General features: G+C 67.0%; 17 protein-coding genes, 1 tRNA gene and 1 CRISPR repeat array. Of the genes, 11 read left to right on the plus strand and 7 right to left on the minus strand.

Annotated features, from left to right (window positions below; translation table 11 throughout):
* The first annotated feature begins 384 nt into the window (after positions 1-384).
* The 3 genes from ACT4N3_RS12885 to ACT4N3_RS12895 all read left to right on the plus strand — a co-directional run bounded on the left by ACT4N3_RS12885 (position 385) and on the right by ACT4N3_RS12895 (position 5,458).
* The gene (locus ACT4N3_RS12885; RefSeq protein ID WP_444855630.1) at positions 385-651 is read left to right on the plus strand and encodes an FAD assembly factor SdhE; all 267 of its coding nucleotides are present in this window, start codon (positions 385-387) and stop codon (positions 649-651) included.
* Positions 652-805: 154 nt separating this feature from the next.
* Positions 806-4,336 (plus strand): transcription-repair coupling factor, encoded by a 3,531-nt coding sequence (mfd, locus tag ACT4N3_RS12890; protein ID WP_444855646.1) that lies wholly within the window; start codon positions 806-808, stop codon positions 4,334-4,336.
* 135 nt (positions 4,337-4,471) lie between these two features.
* The gene (locus ACT4N3_RS12895) at positions 4,472-5,458 is read left to right on the plus strand and encodes an aspartyl protease family protein (protein WP_444855631.1); all 987 of its coding nucleotides are present in this window, start codon (positions 4,472-4,474) and stop codon (positions 5,456-5,458) included.
* 1 nt (position 5,459) lies between these two features.
* Here ACT4N3_RS12895 and ACT4N3_RS12900 read toward each other — a convergent pair whose 3' ends face one another.
* Entirely contained in the window at positions 5,460-6,800 is a 1,341-nt protein-coding gene (locus ACT4N3_RS12900) for a DNA-packaging protein (RefSeq protein ID WP_444855632.1), read from the minus strand.
* A 146-nt stretch (positions 6,801-6,946) separates the two neighbouring features.
* Positions 6,947-7,354 carry a hypothetical protein gene (locus ACT4N3_RS12905; protein ID WP_444855633.1) on the minus strand — a complete coding sequence of 136 codons (408 nt, stop codon included), beginning with the start codon at positions 7,352-7,354 and terminating at the stop codon, positions 6,947-6,949.
* A 10-nt stretch (positions 7,355-7,364) separates the two neighbouring features.
* Here ACT4N3_RS12905 and ACT4N3_RS12910 point away from each other — a divergent pair, with 10 nt between their 5' ends.
* Positions 7,365-7,742 carry a hypothetical protein gene (locus ACT4N3_RS12910; RefSeq protein ID WP_444855634.1) on the plus strand — a complete coding sequence of 126 codons (378 nt, stop codon included), beginning with the start codon at positions 7,365-7,367 and terminating at the stop codon, positions 7,740-7,742.
* A gap of 530 nt (positions 7,743-8,272) precedes the next feature.
* On the opposite strand, the gene ACT4N3_RS12915 is transcribed toward ACT4N3_RS12910, so the two are convergent.
* Entirely contained in the window at positions 8,273-10,270 is a 1,998-nt protein-coding gene (locus tag ACT4N3_RS12915) for a putative bifunctional diguanylate cyclase/phosphodiesterase (RefSeq protein WP_444855635.1), read from the minus strand.
* 246 nt (positions 10,271-10,516) lie between these two features.
* Here ACT4N3_RS12915 and cas9 point away from each other — a divergent pair, with 246 nt between their 5' ends.
* From cas9 to ACT4N3_RS12940, 5 genes are all read left to right on the plus strand, one after another.
* The gene (cas9, locus tag ACT4N3_RS12920; RefSeq protein ID WP_444855636.1) at positions 10,517-13,675 is read left to right on the plus strand and encodes a type II CRISPR RNA-guided endonuclease Cas9; all 3,159 of its coding nucleotides are present in this window, start codon (positions 10,517-10,519) and stop codon (positions 13,673-13,675) included.
* A 15-nt stretch (positions 13,676-13,690) separates the two neighbouring features.
* Positions 13,691-14,626 carry a type II CRISPR-associated endonuclease Cas1 gene (cas1, locus tag ACT4N3_RS12925; protein ID WP_444855637.1) on the plus strand — a complete coding sequence of 312 codons (936 nt, stop codon included), beginning with the start codon at positions 13,691-13,693 and terminating at the stop codon, positions 14,624-14,626.
* A complete protein-coding gene (gene cas2, locus ACT4N3_RS12930) occupies positions 14,623-14,970 on the plus strand; it encodes a CRISPR-associated endonuclease Cas2 (RefSeq protein ID WP_444855638.1) in 348 nt (115 codons plus the stop codon). The genes cas1 and cas2 overlap by 4 nt, the downstream gene beginning before the upstream one ends.
* Positions 14,971-15,042: 72 nt before the next feature.
* Positions 15,043-15,474: direct repeats of the CRISPR family, unit length 36 nt; unit sequence GGTCTAGCAGTTCAGAAACCGAGGGCCAACCGCAAC.
* Between the two features lie 121 nt (positions 15,475-15,595).
* Positions 15,596-16,378 (plus strand): NAD kinase, encoded by a 783-nt coding sequence (locus ACT4N3_RS12935; protein WP_444855639.1) that lies wholly within the window; start codon positions 15,596-15,598, stop codon positions 16,376-16,378.
* A gap of 56 nt (positions 16,379-16,434) precedes the next feature.
* A tRNA-Asn gene (locus ACT4N3_RS12940) sits at positions 16,435-16,509 on the plus strand.
* A 46-nt stretch (positions 16,510-16,555) separates the two neighbouring features.
* Here ACT4N3_RS12940 and ACT4N3_RS12945 read toward each other — a convergent pair.
* Positions 16,556-17,884, minus strand: a complete 1,329-nt coding sequence (locus ACT4N3_RS12945) for a DUF4118 domain-containing protein (protein ID WP_444855640.1) — start codon at positions 17,882-17,884, stop codon at positions 16,556-16,558.
* Positions 17,885-18,011: 127 nt separating this feature from the next.
* Here ACT4N3_RS12945 and ACT4N3_RS12950 point away from each other — a divergent pair, with 127 nt between their 5' ends.
* Positions 18,012-19,922 carry a potassium transporter Kup gene (locus tag ACT4N3_RS12950; protein ID WP_444855641.1) on the plus strand — a complete coding sequence of 637 codons (1,911 nt, stop codon included), beginning with the start codon at positions 18,012-18,014 and terminating at the stop codon, positions 19,920-19,922.
* Positions 19,922-20,659 (plus strand): TorF family putative porin, encoded by a 738-nt coding sequence (locus ACT4N3_RS12955; RefSeq protein WP_444855642.1) that lies wholly within the window; start codon positions 19,922-19,924, stop codon positions 20,657-20,659. Before ACT4N3_RS12950 ends, ACT4N3_RS12955 begins: the two co-directional genes overlap by 1 nt.
* A 64-nt stretch (positions 20,660-20,723) precedes the next feature.
* Here the strand turns inward: ACT4N3_RS12955 and secA are convergent, their stop codons facing one another.
* The 3 genes from secA to trxA all read right to left on the minus strand — a co-directional run bounded on the left by secA (position 20,724) and on the right by trxA (position 24,194).
* Entirely contained in the window at positions 20,724-23,471 is a 2,748-nt protein-coding gene (gene secA, locus ACT4N3_RS12960; RefSeq protein ID WP_444855643.1) for a preprotein translocase subunit SecA, read from the minus strand.
* Positions 23,472-23,558: 87 nt separating this feature from the next.
* Positions 23,559-23,810, minus strand: coding sequence for a hypothetical protein (locus ACT4N3_RS12965; protein ID WP_444855644.1), 252 nt, complete (start codon positions 23,808-23,810; stop codon positions 23,559-23,561).
* A 36-nt stretch (positions 23,811-23,846) separates the two neighbouring features.
* Positions 23,847-24,194 carry a thioredoxin TrxA gene (gene trxA / locus ACT4N3_RS12970; RefSeq protein ID WP_444855645.1) on the minus strand — a complete coding sequence of 116 codons (348 nt, stop codon included), beginning with the start codon at positions 24,192-24,194 and terminating at the stop codon, positions 23,847-23,849.
* Between the last annotated feature and the right edge of the window lie 207 nt (positions 24,195-24,401).

Consider the following 24,401-nt stretch of genomic DNA (forward strand, 5'->3'; position numbering starts at 1 on the left):
TTGCGGTCGATGCACCCCGTGGGCAGGTGGAACAGCGCATCGACCACCCGCTCCAGCCCCAGCTTGTGCAATGGCTTGGCGAGCGTCGGCCCGACGCCCTTCAGCGTCTCGATTTCCGCGAACAGGGAGTTGAGGAGTTCGGGCCGCATGACTGATGCTTACCGGCACCCCATTTCCCCGTCACCCCAGCGAAATTGAAGAGGCGCGGATGTCCCCCGGACATCCGCAGCCCTGTCCGGGGGACAGGGCGACCTCTCAATGGGGTCCATTCTGGCTCTGCATGGATTCCAGCTTTCGCTGGAATGACGGGAGTGGCGTGACTACATGCCACCTCAATGTCAGCCGCCCGGATTCACCGGCGCGGCCTTTTTCGCTTGGGGAAACATGGACGCCGAAGCCCGCCTCAAACGCCTCCGCTTCCGTGCCTGGCATCGCGGGACGCGCGAGGCCGACATGCTGGTGGGCGGCTATTTCGATCGTTGGCACGACCGCTGGCACGAAAAGGAGATGGCCTGGTTCGAGGCGTTTCTCGACGAGCAGGATGTGGACATCATCGCCTGGGCGACGGGAACCACCGCCGCCCCGACGTGCTTGCAAGGCGAAATGATGAACCGCCTGCAAGCGGTTGATTTTGTGAAGATATGGAAGTGATAGCAATGCGCGAGAGCGTGACCCCCTCTCCCCGGTGGGGAGAGGGTTGGGGTGAGGGGGTTCGGCGTCATCGGACAACGACGAACGCCCGACACCCTCACCCTGCCCTCTCCCTCAAGGGAGAGGGTTCTTGAGCCCCAGCCTTGGCAGCATCATGACGGCCGGGTCGCCGCTGACGCTGGCGGGCGTACCGGCCGGCTTCCAGCCCTGGCTGGCGGCCGATCTCGCGCGCGCCGCCACGGCACGCGCGGTCCTCATCATGCCGGACGAGGCGGCGATGCGAGCGCTGGTCGATTCGGCCCATTATTTCGCGCCGGAGCTCGAGACGCTCGCCTTCCCGGCCTGGGACTGTCTGCCCTACGACCGCTCCTCGCCATCGCTGCGCAGCACGTCGGAACGGCTGGCGACGCTTCACACCCTGCAGCGCGAGGCCGAAAAGCCGCAGTTGCTCGTCACCACCGTCAACGCGGCGCTGCAGCGGGTGCTGACGCCGTTCCGGATCCGCCAGCTCGTCGCCCGCCTCGCGCCCGGCGAGCGGATCGACCGCGACCGGCTGGCGATGCTGTTGTCGGCCAACGGCTATGCGCGGACCGAGACGGTGCGCGACCCCGGCGAGTTCGCGGTGCGTGGCGGGCTGGTCGATCTCTTCCCATCGGGCGAGGAACAGGCGCTCCGGCTCGATTTCTTCGGCGACGAGATCGAGAGCGTGCGCCGCTTCGATCCGGCCAGCCAGCGCAGCATCGACCGGATCGGGGGCTTCACCCTGCTGCCCGCCTCCGAGACATTGCTCGACGAGGACAGCATCAGGCGGTTCCGCGGCCGCTATCGCGAATTGTTCGGCGCCAACGCGACCGGCGATCCGCTCTATCAGGCGGTGTCGGATGGCCGGCGGATCGCGGGGCTCGATCACTGGCTGCCCTTGTTCGAGGAGCGGCTGGCGACCCTGTTCGATCATCTCGGCGAGGACGATCTGATCGTCCGCGACGCCGGCGACGACGGCGCGGTCGAGGCGCGGTTCGAAGCGGTCGCCGACTATCACGACAATCGCGTCCGCGCGCAGAGCAAGGAGGCGGGCAGCTATCGGCCGCTGTCGCCGGACACGCTCTATATCGCGCGCGACGAATGGGAGGGCTTCGTCGCGGAGCGGCCTATCCACCGCACCACGCCGTTCCATGAGCCGGAAAGCGCGGCGGTGCTCGACTTCGCGGTCGATCCGCCGCGCGATTTCGCGCCGGAGCGGGCGCGGGGTGCCAATGTCTATGAGGCGGTGGTCGCTTATGTCACCGAGCAGCGCCGGCTCGGCCGCAAGGTCGTGCTCGCCAGCTATTCGCCGGGCTCGCGCGAGCGTCTGAAGGGCCTGCTCGCCGAGCATGGGCTGACGGCGGTCACGGAGGCCGAAACCTGGCAGGAGGCGCTGGGCACATCTTCTCCCCTCCCGCAAGCGGGAGGGGATCAAGGGGTGGGGCGAGCCGGCAGGCGAGCTACGGACTCATCAGGCCCACCCCCAGCCCCTCCCGCAAGCGGGAGGGGAGGTTCTGTCTCTCTCGCCGTCATCCAGCTCGATCACGGCTTCACCAGCGGCGACGTCGCCTTGCTCACCGAGCAGGACATGCTCGGCGACCGGCTGGTGCGCCGCCGCCGCAAGAAGTCGAGCCAGGCCTTCCTCGACGAGCTGGCGACGCTCACGCCCGGCGACCTCGTCGTCCATGCCGACCATGGCATCGGCCGCTACGAGGGCCTGACCCAGATCCCGGTCCAGCGCACGCCGCACGATTGCGCGGCTCTGGTCTATGCCGGCGGCGACAAGCTCTACGTCCCGGTCGAGAATATCGGAATCCTCTCCCGCTACGGCGGCGAGAGCGAGGGCGTGGCGCTCGACCGGCTGGGCGGCGAGGCGTGGCAGCGGCGCAAGTCGCGGATGAAGGAGCGCATCCGCGAGATCGCCGGCGAGCTCATCAAGGTCGCGGCCGAGCGGGCGCTGCGCCCCGGCGCGGTGGCGGAGCCCGACACCGGCTTCGCCGCCTTCGCCGATCGCTTCCCTTATGAGGAGACCGACGACCAGGACCGGGCGATCGGCGACGTGATCGGCGATCTCGCCGCCGGCAAGCCGATGGACCGGCTGGTCTGCGGCGATGTCGGCTTCGGCAAGACGGAGGTTGCTTTGCGCGCCGCCTTCATCGCCGCCATGGCCGGGCTGCAGGTGGCGCTGGTCGCGCCCACCACCCTCCTCGCGCGCCAGCATTTCAACACGTTCAAGGAGCGCTTCCAGGGCTTTCCGATCGAGATCGGCCGGCTGTCGCGCCTCGTCCCCGCCGGCGAGGCCAAGGCGACCAGGGAAGGTCTTGCCGCGGGCAGGATCGACATCGTGATCGGCACCCATGCCGTGCTGGCGAAGAGCGTGGAGTTCCGGAATCTCGGCCTCGTCATCGTCGACGAGGAGCAGCGCTTCGGCGTCACCCACAAGGAACGGCTGAAGGCGCTGCGCGCCGACGTGCACGTGCTGACGCTGACCGCGACGCCGATCCCGCGCACCTTGCAGATGGCGATGTCGGGCCTGCGCGAACTCAGCGTCATCCAGACCCCTCCGGTCGATCGGCTGGCGGTGCGCACCTATGTCACGCCCTGGGACGCCGTCGTCGTGCGCGAGGCCTTGCTGCGCGAGCATTATCGCGGCGGCCAGAGCTTCTTCGTCGTGCCCCGGATCAAGGATCTCCCCGACATCGAGGAGTTCCTGCGCAATGAAGTACCGGAAGTGCGCTATGTGGTCGCCCACGGCCAGATGGCGCCGACCGAGGTCGAGGAGCGGATCAGCGCCTTCTACGACAAGAGGTATGAAGTGCTGCTCTCAACCACGATCGTCGAGAGCGGGCTCGATATCCCCAGCGCCAACACCCTCATCGTCAATCGCGCCGACCGTTTCGGCCTCGCCCAGCTCTACCAGCTCCGGGGCCGCGTCGGCCGGGCGAAGACGCGCGCCTATGCTTACTTCACCACGCCGGCCGACCGGCTGACCACCGAGACGGCGGACAAGCGCCTCAAGGTCCTCGCCAGTCTCGACAGCCTCGGCGCCGGCTTCCAGCTCGCGACGCACGATCTCGACATCCGCGGCGCCGGCAATCTGCTCGGCGACGAGCAGTCCGGCCACATCAAGGAGGTCGGCTTCGAACTCTACCAGTCGATGCTGGAAGACGCGATCCTGGAGGCCAAGGCGGACGGGCTCGCGGCGCGGCCGGAGCCATTCTCGCCCCAGATCACGGTCGACGCGCCGATCCTCATTCCGGAAGCCTATGTGCCGGACCTCGACCTGCGCATGGGCCTCTACCGCCGCCTCAACGAGCTTTCCGGCGCGCCGGAGATCGAGGGCTTCGCCGCCGAGCTGATCGATCGCTTCGGCCCGCTGCCGGACGAGACCGACAATCTGCTCAAGATCATCGAGATCAAATTGAACGCCCGCCAGGCGATGGTCGCGAAGCTGGACGTCGGGCCGCGGGGCGCCCTGGTCCATTTCCATCAGGACAGCTTCCCGGACCTCCCCGGCCTGCTGGCCTATGTCGAGCGGCTGAAGGGCGTCGCGCGGCTGCGTCCCGACAGCAAATTGGTGCTCAGCCGCGAGTGGGCGACATCCTCGGCGAGGCTCCACGGCGCCCTCCAGCTCTCCCGCGGGTTGGCCAAAATCCTCGTCTGAAGCGCCGAACGTCGACAATTTCAGGTCGAACGTCCCACATGCTTCGTCGAAAGGCTTGGGACGCGGGCGCCAACAGGCGTAAGGTGCACCGGCGCGGCCTTCCAATTCCGCCGGGCCGCGCGAGGCTCGAAGCTTATGAAACATCTGCTCTTTTCGCTCGCCGCCGGCGCCGCTTTGGCCGCCCCGGCGGTGGCGCAGCAGGGCGCGCAGACGGGCAGCCTGATCGAGCGCAGCCGCGGCCAGGCCGGCACCCCCGAGACGATCGGCTATGCGCCCGACGCCTGGGAGCGGATGACGGTGGCGGTCAATATCGACGGCCGCGGCCCCTATCGCTTCATCGTCGACACCGGCGCGGAGCGGACGGTTATTTCCAGCGAGCTCGCCCGGTCGCTCGGTCTCAGTTCGACCGGCGACGTGACGCTGGCCAGCGTCTCGGATGTGCGCCGCGTGCCGAGCGTCCACATCGGCGAGCTCGGCGTCGGCCGCCGCACCCTGAGCGGCATCCAGGCGCCGGCGCTTGCCGAATATAATATCGGCGCGCAGGGCATGCTGGGCGTCGACAGCCTGATTTCGCAGCGGGTGACGTTCGATTTCACCCGCCGCGAGCTGACGCTGACCAACTCCCATATCGACGACGATCGTTACGCGCCGGGCGAGATCGTCGTGCGCGGCCGCACGCGGGCCGGCCGCATGCTGCTCACCAACGCCTATCTCGACGGGCAGCGGATCACGGTCATCATCGACACCGGCTCCCAGATCAGCGTCGGCAACGCGGCGCTCAGGCGGCGGCTCGAGCGCGCCCGCCGGCTCGGCCAGACGCGGATCGTGACGCTGACCGGCGTCACCGGCGACATCGTCACGGCCGAATATAGCGTCGCGCGGCGCCTCCAGGTCGGCGGCGTCCATATCGACGATCTGCCGATCGCCTTCTCCGAGGTGCGGCTGTTCGCTTTGCTCGATCTGGAGGACCGGCCGGCGATCCTGCTCGGCATGGACGCGCTCAGATTGTTCGATCGCGTCTCGATCGACTTCGCCAACCGCCGCGTCCGCCTGGCCCCGCCGACCAGCCTGTCATCGCCGCCGACCCGGATGGCCGGGCTCGCGCCGCTGCGCGCGCGTTAGGCTAAAGCGCGAGCACGCGAGGCGCGCGGGAAGCCGCGAGCATCAGGTCGGTCATCGCCCAGACCATCGCGTCCGCTCTGTCGGGGCTACGCCCCGGGCCTTCATAGCCGCCGCCGGCGACGATCCCGCACAGCTCATCCTCCAGCGCCGGAAAGGAGCCGGCGAACCATGCCTGGCCGCTCTCGAACAGTGCGGCGACCGGCTCGGCCCGCGCCGCCTTGCCGCGACTGGCGTGGACGAGCCGGATCGGCAGCGAGCGCCGCGCGCCGCGCAGGACGCTCGCGACCATCGCGCCGCCATTGTTCGCCTCGGCCACCACCCGGTCGGCGCCGAACTCCTCGGCCGCCGCCGCCACGGCCGCCGCCCAGCGCTCGGGGCTGGCGCCCTTGATCGTCCGGTCGCCGAGCACATAAGCCACCGGCTCGCCGTCGGCGTCCCGCGAGCGCCCGGCCGCGACGATGCCGCAGGCGTCGGCGCGCTCGCCGACGCCGGCCGGCGGATCGACGCCGATCACGATCCGCTCCATCGCATCGGCTTCCGCGGTCTCGGTTCGCGCCGCCTCGATCAGCGCCCGCGTCCACAGTGCGCCTTCGACATCGTCGATCAGCTCGCCCTCCAGCTCCTGGCGCCCGCGCCGCGTGCCGCCATAGAGACGCTGCATCGCGGCCAGATAGGCCTCCGAAAGGTGCGGGTTGTCCGCGGTGCCGCCGCGCGTCGTCACCGTGTCCGGGTCGGCGATGATCCGACCGAGCAGCGGGATCGCGCGCGGCGTGGTCGTCACCACCGCGTGCTGCCTCTCGCCAAGCCTTAGGCCGAGCATCAGATTGTCCCACGTCTCGTCCGGCCGCGCCCATTTCGCCAGCTCGTCGCACCAGGCGATATGGTGCTGCGGCCCACGCAATTTCTCAGGATTGCGGCTCGAATAGACCTGCGCGAGCGCGCCGGAAGGGAAGCGCAAGGTTCCGGCGACCGCGGCATAGCCGAAGCGCTCGTCCGGCCGCGCGACCGCGAACAGGCCGCTCTCGCCCTCGATCATCACCTTCCTGACCTCGTCATTGGTGCCGCCGACCAGGGCGATGCGAAGCGAAGGGTCCGCTCGAGCGAGCGCACTCACCCATTCGGCCCCGGCCCGCGTCTTGCCGAACCCGCGCCCGGCCATCAGCAGCCACGCGCGCCAGTCGCCTTGGCCTGCCCCGGCGAAGGCCGGGGGCGCCGCCTGCCCCGGATGCGCCCAGGCGAGCCAGCGTTCCCGAAGCTCGCGCCTTTGCGGCTTGGTCAGCCGCTTCAAAACGGCGCGCTGCACCTCCTCCGGCTCGCCTGCCAGCAGATGGACCGGATTCACCTACTCCACCGTCATGCCAGCGAAGGCTGGCATCCATGCTGTGTCAGTATGGACCCCAGCCTTCAGCCTTTGGCTGAAGTTTATCCTGAGCGCCTGCCTTGCAGGCAGTCGAAGGGCTGGGATGACGTGAGCGGGTAAGCCCATGCCTACCCCTTGATCCGCTTCTTCACCGCGGCGAGCGCTTTCAGGATGGCCGTATCGGTCTCATCCGCGCTTGCCCGCGCGACAGGCGACCCGCCGGCATGGGCGCGGCCGACCTCGCCATGATGGAACTTGAGCAGGTTGAGCGCCTGCTCGCGCTCATATTTGTCCATCCGCGCCTCGGCATCGCCGCAGGCGTCTCGGATCAGCCGCTCCTCGACCCGCCCGTAGCCGACGGCCAGCGCCAGCCGCCATTCCTCGGCGAACTCGGGATCGCGGAGCTTCAGAGCATAACAGCATGACGGAGTCTTTCCCGCCGCCGCCGCTGCCATCTTGACGTTGCAGGTCTCGGCGAGCGTGTCGCGAAACGCATCCCTCAGTTCCCGCGTCCAGCTCTGCCGCTTGCCGCCCATCGTTCGCTATATGTTCTATCTGGGATTAAATGTCAAGATAAATTCACCAGTTTGGTTCATTGTCGAATGCAGCCCGCTGAAAGCGGGACTTGACCGCTTTCGACCCATTGCGGACATTCGCGCCGGATGCGAAAACCGGGCGATGAACGACCAAGCCACACCCCATTCGCAGCTTGATGCAACGACGGCCTTCGACGCGATGCGGCTGTTCTTGGAGGCGTATTGGGAGCGCGGAGGTCGGCTTTCCGACGATCTGGCAGTTCTTCTGGGTGGGCTTCAACGGCTCGACAGTGACGGGATGCCGATTGATCTCGCTATGTGGTCCGATTGGATAGCGGCTATCGAGCGTGCATTATCGAGGCCAGCTAACCACCCTTCAACCGCCTAGCAGCTCACGACCCAAACCGGACACTAGTCCCTTGGGCGCAACCACCACCAAGTGAGCGCGCAGGTGCAGCCGTAGAAGGCCGAGACGGCAAGTCCGTAGGTTGTCTGAAAGCCAATCAGCCACCCCCCCAGAGCACGCCAGTCACCGCCCCAGTCGCGGCGTACGAGATGGCTCTCTCCGCTCGCAATCGACGCAGCACATGCGTGGCGGGCAGGCCAAGGATAAGCAGTCCGACCAGAATGAAGGGGAAGGTGAACGCAAGGGTCCAAACAGCCCGTACGAGCGGAGGACCGGCTGCGTACAGGTCTGGGGCGAAGAAGCGCTCGTAAGCCCAGTTCTCAATCCCTCCCGCTAAAGCGGTCAAGAATGTCGTTGTGAGCACTCGAGTAACGAGCAGCAGCGCCCGCTCAACCTTGCTGTATGGCCGCGCTTGAACGTCGATAGTCACGGCCAAACTCTTCCATAGCTAGCGTCCGCTTTCCACCCTCAGGAGATGAGCCGCTTTCCACCCAAAACAGCCGTCGCCGCGCTCAGCTCACCAGCGCCACCAACTCCTCCGCCGTCACCGGCGGAGAGCAAAGGAACCCCTGGTAAAGCGTGCAGCCGGCCTCGGCGAGGCGCTCAAGCTGTTCCTCCGTCTCCACCCCTTCGGCGATCACGTCGAGGCCGAGCGAGCGCGCCATTTCGATCACGCCGCGCACCACGACGCGGTCGCGGCTGGACCCCGCGATATCCTGCGAGAGCTTGCGGTCGATCTTGAGGTAATCGAGCGGCAACGCCTTCAAATAAGCGAGGCTCGAATAGCCGGTGCCGAAATCGTCGATCGCGACGCGCAAGCCCCCCGCGCGCAGCTCGGCCAGCAACGCCGCGGCGCCCTGCAGATTCTCGATCAGGCCGCTTTCCGTCACCTCCACCGTCACCCGCCCCGGCTCGAAGCCGGCGTCGGCGACGCGGTCGAGGAACGTGGCGGAGAAACCGGGCTGGACGATGTCCGCCGCGGTGATGTTCACCGCCAGGCGCAGATCGCCGAGCACCGCCGGCCATGAAGCCGCCGCGGCGATGGCGCGGCGGTGGATATGATCGGAAAGCTGGGCGAGATAATCGGAGCGCTCGGCGATCGAGAACAATGTCTCCGCCCCCAGCTCGCCATGATCCGGATGCCGCCAGCGGGCCAGCGCCTCGACGCCGACGATGCGGCCGTCGGTGACCGAGACCTGGGGCTGGAAGCGGATCTCGATCTCGTCGCGGTCGAGCGCGCGGCGCAGATCGATCGAGAGCTGATCGGCGCGGATCAGGTCGCTCTCGTCCACGGCATCGAGCGAACGGACCGGGGCGCTGTCGGGCAGCTTGGCGTCGGCCAGCGCGGCGCTCGCCCGGCGCAGCAGCGCACCCGCGTCGTCGCCGGGTTTCGCGGCGGCGAGACCCGCGCGCGCCGCGACCGTCACCATGTGCGCGCCGGACAGGAAGGGCCGCGCGAGCGCCTCGACGAGCAGCCGGGCCATCGTCCGCGCGCGGGCGATGTCGGCCGGCGGCGCGAGAACGATGATGAACTCCGCCCCGGCCATGCGCGCCACCGTGGCGCGCGCGCCTTCCGCGTCGCAATGGCGCTCGATCCGTTTGGCGACGGCCTGCAGCACGGTGTCGCCGACCACCCGGCCGAAGGCTTCGTTGATCGCGTCGTAGCGGGTGAGGCCGATCAGCAGCGCGATCGGCCCGCCCTCGCCCTCGGCTCCGTCCAGGGCCCGGGCGAGCCAGGCAAGCGCGGCGCGCCGGTCCTTGAGGCCGGTGAGCGGATCGCGTCGCTCGCCCGCCGCGTCCGCGCCCAGTTGCTCGGCGCGGCCGACGATCTCGCCGCCCTCGCCGACCCGGACATGGTGCGCGATCCGTCCGCCCGCGGCCGCCGGATCGGCATGGGCGAAAGCGGTCGCCGCGCCGGTCTGCCGCGCCCGGCCGACCGCGCCCACCGCCGCGCGCCGCCCTTCCGGGCCCAGCTTGCGCATCAGCGCGCGCACCCCGATCCGCCGCGGCCCATTGGCCTCCAGCCCGGCCTTCGCCGCCAGCGCCGGACTCAGTTCCACGTCGCGGCCGCCCGGTTCCCAGCGCCAGGAGGGAAGGTCATCGCCGCCGGGCCGCGCCACCGGCATTCCCGGCGCGCCGACGCGCTCGGCATGGCGGCTGGCAAAGGCCAGCGCGTGCAGGAACTCGGCCTCGGCGATCGGGCTGACCAGGAAATGGGTCGCGCCGAGACGGTGGAAGCGATCGAGCGCCACGCCGTCGTTGCGCGAGACCATGACGAGCAAGGCCGCGCCGTTCGCCTCGGCCGCGTCGGCGAGCGCGCGCACCGCCTCCAGCCCCTCGTCCAGCGCGCCGCGCGCGTCGACGACCGCCACGCTGGCGCCCGAGCCCGCGAAGCGCGCCTCGGCATCGTCCGCGCGCCGCGCCGCGATCGCCCGCCATCCGCCGCGCTCGGCGAGCCGGCCCAGCTCGTCGCGGTGCCGGAAGGAAAGGATGAAGAGCGGCGCGGCCATCTGGCGCCGGTCTAGCCGCAAGCGCCCGCCCACGCCAATCGCCGCGCCGCCGGGCCCTCCCGGCCTGGCACAGCGCGGTGAGCGGCAAAAAGGCGGGGCCGTAGCCCCGCCCTTATTTGGTGCAGTCAAGCTGCTTGTTAACAGCTGGCCCTGCGGTTTCTGAACGGGACAAATCTAGCCGAAGCGGAGACGAAGTCAATTGCCTCGCCGGTCGCCTGCCCCCAAGATGCCCTGCGGGAGGCGGAAATGCGCAGACTAGGACTCGATATCGGCACGAACAGCATTGGCTGGTGCCTGACCGAGGACGAAAGCCGAATTGTCGATATCGGCGTGCGAATTTTCAGTGATGGTCGCGAACCTCCCAAGAGTGGAAGTGTTGGCGCGCCCTTAGCTGAAAAGCGCCGATTGGCACGCGGAGCGCGTCGTCGCCGTGATCGCTATCTCGGACGGCGCTCGGCCTTCCTGAGCGCGCTGGTGGAGCACAAGTTGATGCCTGCGGATGCCGACGATGCGAAGCTGGTCGCCGAGCGCGACCCCTATGCTCTCCGCGTCCGCGCGCTCGACGAGCGCCTCCATCCCTATGAGATCGGCCGCGCCCTCTTCCACCTCAATCAGCGGCGCGGCTTCAAGTCGAACCGCAAGGCCGATCGCAAGGCCAAGGACAATGAGGACGGCAAGATCGCCGAAGGTGCTCGGGCGCTTGATCAGGCGATGGCGGAATCGGGCGCGGACACGCTCGGGCAATTCCTGTCGCAGCGCCTTGCGAAGGGCGAAGCGGCGCGCGTTCGAATGGGCGGCGAGAACCAAGACTATGACTTTTACCCCCAGCGCCGCCATGTCGAATATGAGTTCGAGCGCATCTGGGAGGTGCAGGCCAGGCACCATCCTGCCCTGATGACCGACACCGCGCGCGCCGCGCTGCGCCGCATCCTGTTCTTTCAGCGGCCGTTGAAGGAGCAGGAGGTTGGCGTCTGCACCTTCGTCCATTCCGAAAGGCGGCTGGCGAAGGCGCACCCTTTGTTCCAGGAGCGCCGGCTCTACGAGGAGGTCAATCAGCTTGAGGTCACGACGCCAGGAGAGGCGAACCGGAAGCTGAAGTTGGACGAACGGGACCGTCTCGTCAAAATGCTTCGCGAGAAACGGGAGATTACGTTCAAGAAGCTTGCGAGCGAACTGAAGCTCGACTCTGGCCAGAGCTTCAACAAGGCGAGCGAAACCCGGACCCATTTGGCTGGCGATGAAGTGCGCGCCGTCATGAAAGACCCGAAGCGCTTTGGCGACAAATGGGCACATCTCGATCGCGACCAGCAATGGGTGATCGTCGAGCGGATCATGGCGGAGGAGAATCCCGAAATCCTCTACGCCTTCCTTACCAAGGATTGTGGGCTGGACGACGACCATGCCGAGGAGGCGGCGCGCGCGCGCCTGCCCGAACTTTACGGCCGGCTCGGGCTGACCGCGACGGCGCGGATTCTCGACGAGCTGAAGAAGGAGGTCATTACTTATGACGAGGCGATGCGCCGCGCCGGCTGGCATCATAGCGACGACCGCACCGGGGAAATCCTGCCCCAGCTTCCTTATTATGGCGAGCTGCTGACCCGCGATATTCCGCCCGGTACGCAGCATCCGGATGATCCGCCCGAGAAGCGCTGGGGCAAGATCACCAACCCGACCGTCCACATCGGACTCCGTCAGGTCGAGAAATTGGTCAACGCGATTATCAAGGTCCACGGCCGTCCAGACCAGATCGTCGTCGAGCTGGCGCGCGAGCTGAAGCTCAACGAGAAGGACAAGGAGGCGCACAACAAGCGCATCCGCCAGGACACGGCGGCGGCGATCGCCCGGTCCAGGAAGCTGGAGGAGGAAGGCTTCCCCGACTCCGGCGCCAACCGGATGCTATTGCGGATGTGGGAGGAGGTCAATCCGGGCGAGGTGCTCGATCGTCGCTGCCCCTATTGCGGCGGGGTCATTGGCATCAGGGCGCTGTTCACCGGCGAGGCCGACATCGACCACATCATCCCTTATTCGCGCTCGTTGGACGACAGTGCCGGCAACAAGGTCGTCGCTCACCGAAACTGCAATCGCGCCAAGGGCAACAAAACGCCTTTTGAGAAATGGGGCCATGACGAGGAGCGCTGGGAGACGATCAGCGCCCAGGTCGCGCGGCTGCACAAATCCAAGCAATGGCGCTTCGGCCCCGACGCCATGGCCCGGGTGGAGAAGGATGGCGGCTTCCTCGCCCGCCAGCTCACTGACACGCAATATCTCTCGCGCCTCGCCGGCCGCTATTTGTCCAGCCTCTACGCCGACAAGGACGAGGGCAGCGTCTATGTGATCCCCGGCCGGATGACGGCGATGCTGCGCCGCCTGTGGGGGTTGAACAGCCTGCTGCCCGATCACAATTTCGTCGAGAACGAACATAGCAACGCGCCCAAGAACCGGCTCGACCATCGTCATCACGCCATCGACGCGGCGGTGACGGCGGTGACCACGCGCGGGCGGATGCAGGAGATCTCGCGCGCGGCCGGGCGGGCGGAGGACAAGGATCTGGACCGGCTGTTCGAGAAGCTGCCGCAACCGTGGGAGAGCTTCCGCGACGAGCTGGGTGAGAAGCTCGGGCGCGTCACCGTCAGCCACAAGCCCGATCATGGCCGCAAGGGCCGGCCGTCGAAGCAGCGTGATGTGACGGCCGGGCGGCTGCATAACGACACGGCCTATGGCTTCACCGGCGAAACCGCCGCCGACGGCAAGACGCCAATCGTCGTCCATCGCGTTCCGCTGACGAGCCTCAAGCCGGCCGATCTGACCGATCCGATCCGCATCGCCGACGGCGCGCTGCGCGACGCGCTCTATCGCGCGACCGCGGGGCGGACCGGCAAGGATTATGATAAGGTGCTCGCCGACTTCTCCAACGCACATGGCGTTCGCCGGGTGCGGGTGCGCGAGCCGCTCAACGTCATTCCGATCCGCGACAAGAACGGGCGCGCCTACAAGGCTTACAAGGGCGACGCGAACGCGCGCTATGACGTCTGGCGCCTGCCGAACGGCAAGTGGACCCACGATATCGTGTCGATGTTCGATGCGCACCAGCCCGATGCTGGCGACCGACGCCCCCACCCCGCCGCCAAGAAAATGCTGTCCCTGAGACAGAACGACATGATCGCGATCGAGCGCGACGGCGGCGCGCCGGAGATCGTCCGGGTCGTGAAATTTTCGACCATCGGCGCCATCGCGCTCGCGCCGGGCAACGAAGGCGGCGCGCTGAAAGCGCGGGACGCCTCCCCCTCGGAAGTCGATCCGTTCAAATATATCTACTCATCGGGCGGCGGCCTGAAGAAGCTCAAGGCCCGCCAGGTCCGGGTCGACCCACTCGGCCGCGTCTTCGATCCCGGCCCGCGCGAATAGATCGGGGACGGGGGCATGGACCGGTTCGTCGATATCGCGACCGATGGCCGGCATCTTTCCACTCATCGCGGCTTCCTGATCGTCGAGGAGGATGGCGCGGAGATCGGCCGGGTCGCGCTGGACGACGTGCATGCCGTCATCGTTCATGCTCATGGCGCGACCTGGAGCGGCAGCCTCGTCGCCCGGCTGGCCGAGCGCGGCGCGCCGATCGTCTTTTGCGGGCCCAACCATAATCCGATCGCGGTGACTTTGCCGCTGGAGGGGCATCATGCCCAGAACGCGCGGATGCAGGCGCAGTGGGGCGCCTCGCGGCCGCTGGAGAAGCAGCTCTGGCGGCGCATCGTCCAGGCCAAGATCGCGATGCAGGGTTCGCTGCTCGACGCGCGCGGCGCGCCCGGCGCGGCCGGCTTCCAGCTCATCGCGCGGCGGGTGAAATCGGGCGATCCGGACAATGTCGAGGCGCAGGCGGCGCGGCGTTATTGGCCAGCCCTGATGGGCAAGGACTTCCGCCGCGACCGTGCCGCGCTCGGCGCCAACGCCTTGCTCAACTACGGCTATACCGTGATGCGCGCCACCTGCGCCCGCGCCGTCGTCGCCGCCGGCCTGCATCCCACGATCGGAATCCAGCACAGCAATCGCGGCAACGCGTTCGCGCTCGCCGACGACTTGGTCGAGCCGTTCCGGCCGCTGGTCGACGCCCTGGTTGCGGCGATGATCGAGGAAGGGATCGACGCGCTCGACCCGCCGCTCAAACGCCGCTTCGCGCGGTTGATCGCCCTCGACCTGAGGATTGCCGGCGAAGCCTCGCCGGTCTCAGTGGCGGCGCAGCGGCTGGCGCAGTCGCTCGCCAAGGCGTTCGAGACCGGGCGCGCCGAGCTCGCCTTGTTCGACCCGCCGACGCCGATGGAATGGGCGGCGCTCGCCCGCCTCGACGATCAAGCCGAGGCGTGAGCGCGACCGACAATGGCTTTCTCAGCGGCTATCGCCTGATGTGGATTTTCGTGATGTTCGACCTACCGGTCGGCACGAAAAAGCAGATGCGCGAGGCAACGAAGTTTCGTGAATTCCTGCTCGACCAGGGCTTCGAAATGAGCCAGTTTTCGGTCTATGCTCGGTTCTGCAACGGCAAGGAGAGCTTCGATTCGCACCTAAAACGGATCGAGCGCAACCTGCCGGAAAAAGGCGAGATCCATGTCCTCACCTTCACCGACCGGCAGTATGAGAATATCATCCGATTCTCGAGCCAGCGGCGAAAGAAGCCGCGCAAGAATCCCGATCAGCTCGCGATGTTCTGATTTTGTCCGGCGGAAGGCACCAGCCGGATGCACCGATTCCCTGTTGTCTCTCAGCAGGTTATCGACGCATCCGGTCTAGCAGTTCAGAAACCGAGGGCCAACCGCAACGCACGGCGACGTGGATTACGAACGGTCGATGGTCTAGCAGTTCAGAAACCGAGGGCCAACCGCAACGCATCCTGACCCACAACCCGCAATACCCGAGGTCTAGCAGTTCAGAAACCGAGGGCCAACCGCAACGGCGGGATCGACCGTCTCATCGAGCCCGACGGTCTAGCAGTTCAGAAACCGAGGGCCAACCGCAACGACAGTGAAGGTGCGCCCGGTGCGAGTCCCGGTCTAGCAGTTCAGAAACCGAGGGCCAACCGCAACTTATGGTCGCTGGTCCACTTGCCGCCGCATGGTCTAGCAGTTCAGAAACCGAGGGCCAACCGCAACAGTGGGGCGCGCCGCGCCAACGATCACGTCGGTCTAGCAGTTCAGAAACCGAGGGCCAACCGCAACGAAGGGACCATTAGAGCCCCGACAAGCGAGGCTCTAATGGTCCCGGCGCTGCCGCGCCACATGGCTGCCAAGGTGGTTCGCCCCGATTGACGAAAGCGACCGTGCAGGCTCTATCGGGCCGATGGACATCGTCCTGCCCAAGCCCATGGCCCTGCTCGCCTCGAACGCCGAGGCGGCGCTGGCGGCCGAGGCGATGCTGCGGCAGCGCTACGATTTCGTCGCGCTTGAAGAGGCCGAGCTGATCATCGCCCTGGGCGGCGACGGCTATATGCTGCACACGCTCCACACGATGCTCAACCGCGGCAAGGTCTGCCCGGTGTTCGGAATGAACCGCGGCACGGTCGGCTTCCTGATGAACGAGTGGCGGATCGACGGGCTGATCGAGCGGATCGCGCGGGCCAAGGCGTTCACCGTCGCGCCGCTGGAGATGACCGCGACGACGATGGCGGGCGAGGTCGCGCGCTACCATGCGATCAACGAGGTGTCGCTGCTGCGCGAGACGCGCCAGACGGCCTGGATCGAGGTGTCGGTCAACGGCCGGGTGGTGATGCCGGAGCTGGTCTGCGACGGCGTGCTGGTCGCGACGCCGGCCGGCTCGACCGCCTACAATCTCTCCGCCCTGGGGCCGATCCTGCCGCTCAATTCGAAGCTGATGGCGCTGACCCCGATCAGCCCGTTCCGGCCGCGCCGCTGGCGCGGGGCGCTGGTGCCGGACAATGTCTCGATCGCCTTCAGGGTGCTCGATCCGAAGAAAAGGCCGGTCTCGGCCGTCGCCGACCAGTTCGAGGTCCGCGACGTCGCCTCGGTCGAGGTCGCGGTCGACCGCACCGACACGCTCACTCTCCTCTTCGACCCCGAGCATGCCCTCGACGAACGCATCACCACCGAGCAGTTCGCGGTCTAACCGCGGGTTGCGAATCCGGCGCGGCTTGCTATAGGCGCGCCTCGCCGAAAGGCTGCTCCCCGGTAGCTCAGCGGTAGAGCAACCGGCTGTTAACCGGTTGGTCGATGGTTCGAATCCGTCCCGGGGAGCCATTATTTAGCCTCACATGTCCGCTTCGATCCGTTGCGGACATTGAACCTAGCCAACATTGAGCCGATAACCGACCGCCGGCTCGTTGGCGATGAGCAGGGGCCGCGAGGGATCGCGTTCGAGCTTCTGCCGCAGTCCGCGAACCGCCACGCGAAGATATTCGACCTGCCCCTCCTGGGCGGGGCCCCAAGCGGTACGCAGAAGGTGCGCGTGGCTGAGCACCCGGCCGGGGTGCTTCGCGAGTTCGGCCAGGACGCCATATTGCTTTGGCGTCAGATGGACGTTCTCCCCGCCCCGCATCACGGTCCGCCGGAGAAGGTCGATCGTGACGTCCCCGGCGCGGAGCGGCCGCTGATCGGATTCCGGTCCAAGCTCCAGCAGATTGGACAGATATCGATCGAGTTTCGACGCTTCGGAGCCGACCGTCGAAACCAGAGCCTTGTCTGCCGACCCGCTCCGCCTGAGCGCGCTCACGGCGCTGCCGATGGCTTGCAGCCTCGGCTTCAGATCCTGCCCGATGGTTGAGAGCAGGACGGAGCGGACCTGGTCGCGTTCGCGGATGCGGGCGAACTCCCTGACCTCTTCTTCCAGGCGTCCGCGCTGCAGGGCGAGTGCCACCTGATCCAGCAGATTGTCGAGCAGCGGCAACTGGTCCGATCGGATCGGCGGCGTACCGTCGTCGCGGGCAAGCGCGATCGCCGCAATGGTCGCATTCTCCGATTTCACCGGATGGAACTGCCACTCGGTCGGGACGGAGCGTTCGACGAACCGACCGGCGCGCTCACCGCTGTCCAGCACCAGCGCCGCGACGGCGATGTCGCTGGCCGCCAGCCGCATCGGCGCCGGGGCGCTCGCCAGCATGCGAGGCGGGGGCGCGCCGCCAATTAGCACGGCATTGCAGTCGAACAGCTCGGCCAGCTGCCGCGTGCTTACCTCCCCGATTTCGCCTTCGTTCGTGCAGCTCAGCAACCGGCGCGCGAGTCCGGCGATGGTCGCATTCCGCGCCGCATGGGCCTGCGCGATCCGGGCCTGCCGGCGGACCGAGGCGGCAAGCTGACTGGTCACGGCCGCGACCGCGAACAGGACGACGACGGTGACAACGTCGTTCGCGTTGTCGATCCGGAACGTGAAGTGTGGCGCGGTGAAAAAGAAGTTGTAGGCCAGCGCAGCGAGCAGCGCGGCGAAGAGCGCGGGGCCGAAACCCGCGAGCACCGCCGTGGCGATAACCGCCGGCAGGTACAAGAGATCGACGGCCGAGTTCCCCCAAGTCGGCGCGAGCGCGAGGCCGAGCAGAGTCGACGCTGCGACCATGAGCAAGGCTTCGGCATAGCCGCGCAGCTGGGCGGCGGCGGATCGGGGGCTGGCGGCGTCGGACATGGCCGCTAACTGATACCGCCGATCGCCCGCGTCGAGTGTCCGGAGGCGGATCGACCGCTTTTCTTAAGGCGCCCCGGCCTTAATCCACATGGAATCTTTATGCGGTCGAACCGCACATCGCGCCGCCATGGCCAGTGCTGCACAACCCGTCGCCGCGTCCGCCGGCGAGTCGAACCAACCGCATAAGCATTCGCTTCCCGCCCTGATGCTGGGCGCGATCGGCGTCGTCTATGGCGATATCGGTACCTCGCCGCTCTACGCGATGAAGGAGAGCTTCATCGGTCCGCATCCGCTGGAGGTCGATCCGCTCCACATCTTCGGCGTGCTCAGCCTGATCTTCTGGTCGCTGATGCTGATCGTCACGTTCAAATATGTCTTCATCGCCATGCGCGCCGACAATAAGGGCGAAGGCGGCTCCTTCGCCCTCTTGTCGCTGATCGCCCGTAATCTCGAGGGGCGCAAATGGACCGGCAGCCTCGTCCTGCTCGGGGTGCTCGCAACCTGCCTGTTTTACGGCGATGCGATGATCACGCCGGCGATCTCGGTCCTGTCGGCGGTCGAGGGGCTGACCATCGTCGAGGTGCGGCTGCAGCCGCTCGTCATCCCGATCGCGATCTTCATCCTGATCGGCCTGTTCCTCGTCCAGGCGCGGGGCACGGCCCGCGTTGGCCGGATATTCGGCCCGATCGTGCTGGTCTATTTCGCGACCTTGGCGGTGCTCGGCATCGTCAACATCGCCGCTCGTCCCGAAATCCTCGGCATCCTCAGCCCGCATTGGGCCGTCGCCTTCTTCGGCCACGATCCGGCGCGCGCCTTCCTCGCCATGGGCTCGGTCTTCCTCGCCGTCACGGGCGCCGAGACGCTCTACGCGGATATGGGCCATTTCGGCCGCCGCGCGATCGGCCTGTCCTGGCTGACCCTCGTATACCCCTGCCTGATGCTCAACTATATGGGCCAGGGCGCGCTGCTGCTCGAAACGCCCGAGGCGGTAGCCAACCCCTTCTACCTGATGGCTCCGGAATGGGCGCGGCTGCCATTGGTCGGTATCGCGACCATGGCGACGATCATCGCCAGCCAGGCGGTGATCTCCGGCGCTTTCTCGGTGACCCACCAGGCGGTCCAGCTCGGCTTCCTGCCGCGCCTCAGGACTCTTCACACCAGCGAGAAGGCGGCCGGGCAGATCTACATCCCCATCGTCAACTGGGCCTTGCTCGCGGCGGTGATCTTGCTGGTATTGGGCTTTCAGGAATCGACCCGCCTGGCCTCCGCCTATGGCATCGCCGTGACCGGCACCATGCTGATCACGACAATCATGCTCGGATTCCTCGTCTTCGGCCTGTGGCGTTGGAACCGCTGGCTCGCGGGGGCGACGATCGGGCTCTTCCTGCTCGTCGACGGCGCCTATTTCGCGTCGAACATCACCAAGATCCCCGACGGCGGCTGGTTCCCGCTGGTCGCGGCGGCGGCGATCTTCACCGTGCTGACCACGTGGGCGACCGGCCGGCGACTGCTGCGCCGGCGGCTCGAGGAAAGCGCAATGCCCCTGCCGGTGTTCATCAAGTCGGCGGCGGGCACGCTGCATCGCGTCTCGGGCACTTCGGTGTTCATGTCGGCGACGGCCACTTCGATCCCGTCCGCGCTGCTGCACAACATCAAGCACAACCAGGTGCTGCACGAGCGCGTCGTGATTCTCACGGTCGATGTCCAGGACGTGCCCGAGGTCGCCGAAGCCGAGCGCGCGCAAATCGAGGATTTCGGCGAGGGCTTCTACCGGATCGTGCTGCGCTACGGCTTCATGGAGGAGCCGGACGTGCCGCGCGCTCTCGCCGCGCTCGATGGTTGCGGACCGCGTTTCGAGATGATGCGGACCAGCTTCTATCTCGGCCGGCAGAAGCTGATCGCCTCGAAACGGCCCGGCATGGCGCTGTGGCGCGAGCATCTGTTCGGCTGGATGATGAAGAGCTCCGAATCCGCGATGGAGTTCTTCAAGCTCCCCACTAACCGCGTCGTCGAGCTGGGCAGCCAGGTCGAGATCTGATGCGCCTTTGGCTACTGGGTATGGCCGGCCTGCTGCTGCCGGCGACCGCACTCGCGCAGGAAATGCGGCCGCCACGCGCCTTGTCGTTCGAGGGCGCCGCGACCCTCGTCTCCGACTATAGGTTCCGGGGCATCTCGCTCTCCGACGGCCATGCCGCCGTTCAAGGCACAGCGACGGCGCGCCACCGATCAGGCGCCTATCTCAGCTTCTGGGCCTCAACGCTGGACGGTTTCGGCGAACTGGGCGGCTCCAACCTGGAGCTCGACCTCTATGCCGGCGTCCGCCACCCGCTCGCCGGCGGCACGCTTGATGTCGGCCTGCTTTATTATGCCTATCCCGGCTCGTCGGGCGGCGATTTCGAGTTTTTCGAACCCTATGCGAGTTACAGCCACAGCTTCGGCCCCGCGAACGCAAAGTTTTCCCTCGCCTTCGCGCCGGCACAGGATGCGCTCGGTGGCAACAGCAACTTCTATGCGGCGGCGGACCTCGCCGTCGCGCTTCCGGCCACGCCGATGACGCTGAGGGCTCATGCCGGCCGCTCCCACGGCAACACGCCGCTGAGCCCCACTGGCGACTACCTCGAATGGCAGTTCGGCGCCGACCTTGTTTGGCGCGGGCTGACGCTCGGTGTGACTTATGTGGATACGGACCTGTCCGCGGCCGAAGCGATATCCGCTGGAGCAGCAAGGGAGATCGTCGCCCCTACCATCGTGTTGTCGCTGACCGCCAATTTCTGACGCATTGTCCTGCCCGCTTCTCCCCTATAGCGGACGGCTGGCGCGCTGAGTTCCGGTGTGCCGGCTACCCGGCCTGGCCGTGGCAATGCTTGTACTTCTTCCCCGATCCGCAGGGGCATGGCGCGTTGCGGCTTTCCGGCGCCGGCACGTCGCCGCCGAGCACGCCTTGCGGCATTTCCGGCCGCGGCGCGGCGAGCGGCGGCAGGCGCGAGAGCACCGCGCCGGTGCCGGCGTCGATATCGACCGTGTCGTCCTCGCCCGAGAAGGGATCGATATGGGTGGTGAGGAAGTCCGGCATCGGCGGCAGATCGGCCGGCGTCATCTGGAAGCGGGCGCGGGCGAGCGTGCCGGTCACGTCCTCGCGGATGATCGACAGCATCCGCTCGAACATCGCGAACGCCTCGTGCTTATATTCGTCGATCGGCTTCTTCTGGGCGTAGGCGCGGAGGTGAACGACCTGCCTGAGCGCGTCGAGCATCGAGAGATGCTCCTTCCAGTGATGATCGAGGCTCTGGAGCAGGAAGCTTTTCTCGATCTGCACCCAGGTCTCGGGTGACAGCTCGCCGGCCTTGGTCGCGATCTGCTCGTCCGCCGCCGCCTGGATGCGCGCGACGAACATTTCCGGGTCGACCGCTTCCTCCTTCATCCACTCGTCGATCGGCGGCGCCAGGCCGAACACCTGCTCGACCCGTTCCTTGAGCAGGTCGATATCCCATTGCTCGGGGTAGGAATTGGGCGGGCAGGCCTCGCCGACGATCGAATTGACCGTCTCGGCGCGCATGTCCTCGACGACGTCGCCGACCGTCTCGGCGTCCATGATGTCGGCGCGCTGCTCGTAGATCACCTTGCGCTGGTCGTTCATGACGTCGTCATATTCGACCACTTGCTTGCGGATGTCGTAGTTGCGCGCCTCGACCTTCTTCTGGGCGGTCTCGATCGCCTTGGAGATCCATGGGCTCACGATCGCCTCGCCGTCGGCGAGGTTCTTGTTGAGCAGGCGCGAGAACATCGTCTGCGGGCCGAAGATGCGCAGCAGGTCGTCGTCGAGCGACAGATAGAAGCGGCTGAGGCCCGGATCGCCCTGACGGCCGGAGCGGCCGCGCAGCTGATTGTCGATGCGGCGGCTCTCGTGGCGCTCGGTGCCGAGCACGAACAGGCCGCCGGCGGCGATCACCCTTTCCTTCTCCTCGGCGACCTCGGCGCGGATTTTCTCCTCACCCTTCGCCCGCTTGTCGCCCGGCTCCATCGATCCGAACTCGTCCTCGATGCGGAAGTCGACATTGCCGCCGAGCTGGATGTCGGTGCCGCGGCCGGCCATGTTGGTGGCGATCGTGACCGCCCGGAGGCGGCCGGCCTGGGCGACGATATGCGCCTCGCGCTCATGCTCGCGCGCGTTCAGCACCTCGTGCCTGATCTTCGCCTTCTTGAACTCGGCGGAGAGCAATTCCGATTTCTCGATTGAGACGGTGCCGACCAGGATCGGCTGGCCGGTCTCCTGCTTCTCCTTCACCGCCAGAACGATGGCGGCGAACTTGTCGCCCTGGTTCTTGTAGAACTCGTCCTCGTCGTCGACCCGTCCCACCGGCATGTTCGTCGGGATCGAAACAACATTCATCTTGTAGATGTCGTAAAATTCCGGCGCCTCCGTGGCGGCGGTGCCGGTCATGCCAGAGAGCTTCGGATACATGCGGAAATAATTCTGGAAGGTGATCGAGGCGAGGGTCTGGTTCTCGGGCTCGATCTCGACCCCTTCCTTGGCCTCGCAGGCCTGGTGCAGGCCGTCCGACCAGCGCCGCCCGTCCATCATCCGCCCGGTGAACGGGTCGATGATGATCACCTTGTCCCTGTCGTCCTTGGAATCGTATTTGACGATGTAATCGATGTCCCGCTTGAACGCGATGTTCGCCCGCAGCGCCTGGTTGAGATGGTGGACGACCTGGGTGTTCTCGAACGAATAGAGGTTCGAGCCGACCAGCAGCCCCTCGGCCTCCAGCAGCCGCTCCATCCGCTCGGTGCCGTCCTCGGTCAGCAGGACGCGCTTGTCCTTCTCGTCATATTCGTAATCATCGGCCGGGGTCGCCTTCACGATGCGGTCGAGCGCGATGTAGAGGTCCGATTTGTCCTCGGTCGGGCCCGAGATGATCAGCGGGGTGCGGGCCTCGTCGATCAGGATCGAATCCACCTCGTCGACGATCGCGAAACTGAACGGCCGCTGCACCATGTGCGGTCGCTCGTATTTCATATTGTCGCGCAGATAGTCGAAGCCGAACTCGTTGTTCGTGCCGTAGGTGATGTCGCTGTGATAGGCGTCGCGGCGCTGCTCGTCGCTGAGGTTCGGGACGATCACGCCGACGCCGAGGCCGAGGAATTTGTAAATCTGCCCCATCCAGTCGGCGTCGCGGCGGGCGAGATAGTCGTTGACGGTGATGACGTGGACGCCGTTGCCCTCGAGCGCGTTCAGATAGACGGCGAGCGTCGCGACCAGCGTCTTGCCCTCGCCGGTCCGCATCTCGGCGATTTCGCCGCGATGGAGGACGATGCCGCCGATCAGCTGGACGTCGTAATGGCGCTGGCCGAGCGTGCGCTGCGCGGCCTCGCGGACGGTGGCGAACGCTTCCGGCAGCAGGTCGTCGAGCTTCTCGCCCTCGTCGAGCCGGGCGCGGAATCGCGCCGTCTGCGCCTTCAGCTCCTCGTCGGTCATCGCCGAGACGGTCGGCTCGAAGGCGTTGACCTTGTCGACGATCTTGCGGAGCGAGCGGACGTAGCGATCGTTGGACGACCCGAAAATGGCCTTGGCGAAACCGGCGAACATGAGGCGGATCCTGACTTGATACGGAAATGCCGGCCGCGGGGCCGGACGAAGAAAAGCGAACGGGAATGGCGCGGTGGCGCCGGGCGCTTATTCGCGGCGGCGATCGTCGTAGAGCGGCGCGGCGGAAGGCGGCGCGGCGATCCGGCCGGGCGATCCCTCGTCAGCGGCGCGGGATGGCGGCGCGACCTGCGCGACGGCGATGCGCTGCATGACCTTGCGCGCTGGCGCAACGGCGACGATTCCCGCCGCCTGATGCACGCCCGCCTCCGGCGCATGCGCGCCCGCCACCGCGCCGGTGGCGGCGGTCAGCAGTGACAGCAGGGCGAGCAGAAGTTCCATCGCGCGTGCGCACATAGGGGCGCGCGCGACCGGCGTCTATGCCCGCGTCGCGACCGGGTCCGATTCCAGGGCGCCCTCGAGCCAGCCCTGGATGCGGCCCTTGGGCTCGGCGCCGACCTTGGTCGCGGCCGGCTGACCGCCCTTGAAAAGGATCATGGTCGGGATGCCGCGGACGCCATATCTGGTCGGCGCGTCGGGATTGTCGTCGATGTTGAGCTTGGCGATCGTGACCTTGCCGGCCAGCTCGTCGCTCAGCTCCTCGAGCGCCGGGCCGATCATCTTGCAGGGGCCGCACCATTCCGCCCAGAAATCGACCAGCACCGGGCCGGGGGCGTTGATCACGTCCTGGTGGAAGGAGGCATCGGTGACGGTCTTGGTGGCCATGGCAGGACTCTCCTGAACGGGTCGTTGGGTGGCATGTAGGGTGGGCAGCGCGCTTGCTCAAGCGGTCGGGTGATAGGCATCCAGCAGGGCGTCGGGGAGCGGCAGCAGCACCGGCGCGCCGGTGTAGAGCAGCGCCGTCTCGATCGGCCGGTCCGGGAAGATGACGCGCAGCGCGTCGCGATAGGCGGCCATCTGGCGGAGATGCGA

It is taken from the genome of Sphingosinicella sp., assembly GCF_052388015.1.
Lineage (GTDB): Bacteria > Pseudomonadota > Alphaproteobacteria > Sphingomonadales > Sphingomonadaceae > Allosphingosinicella.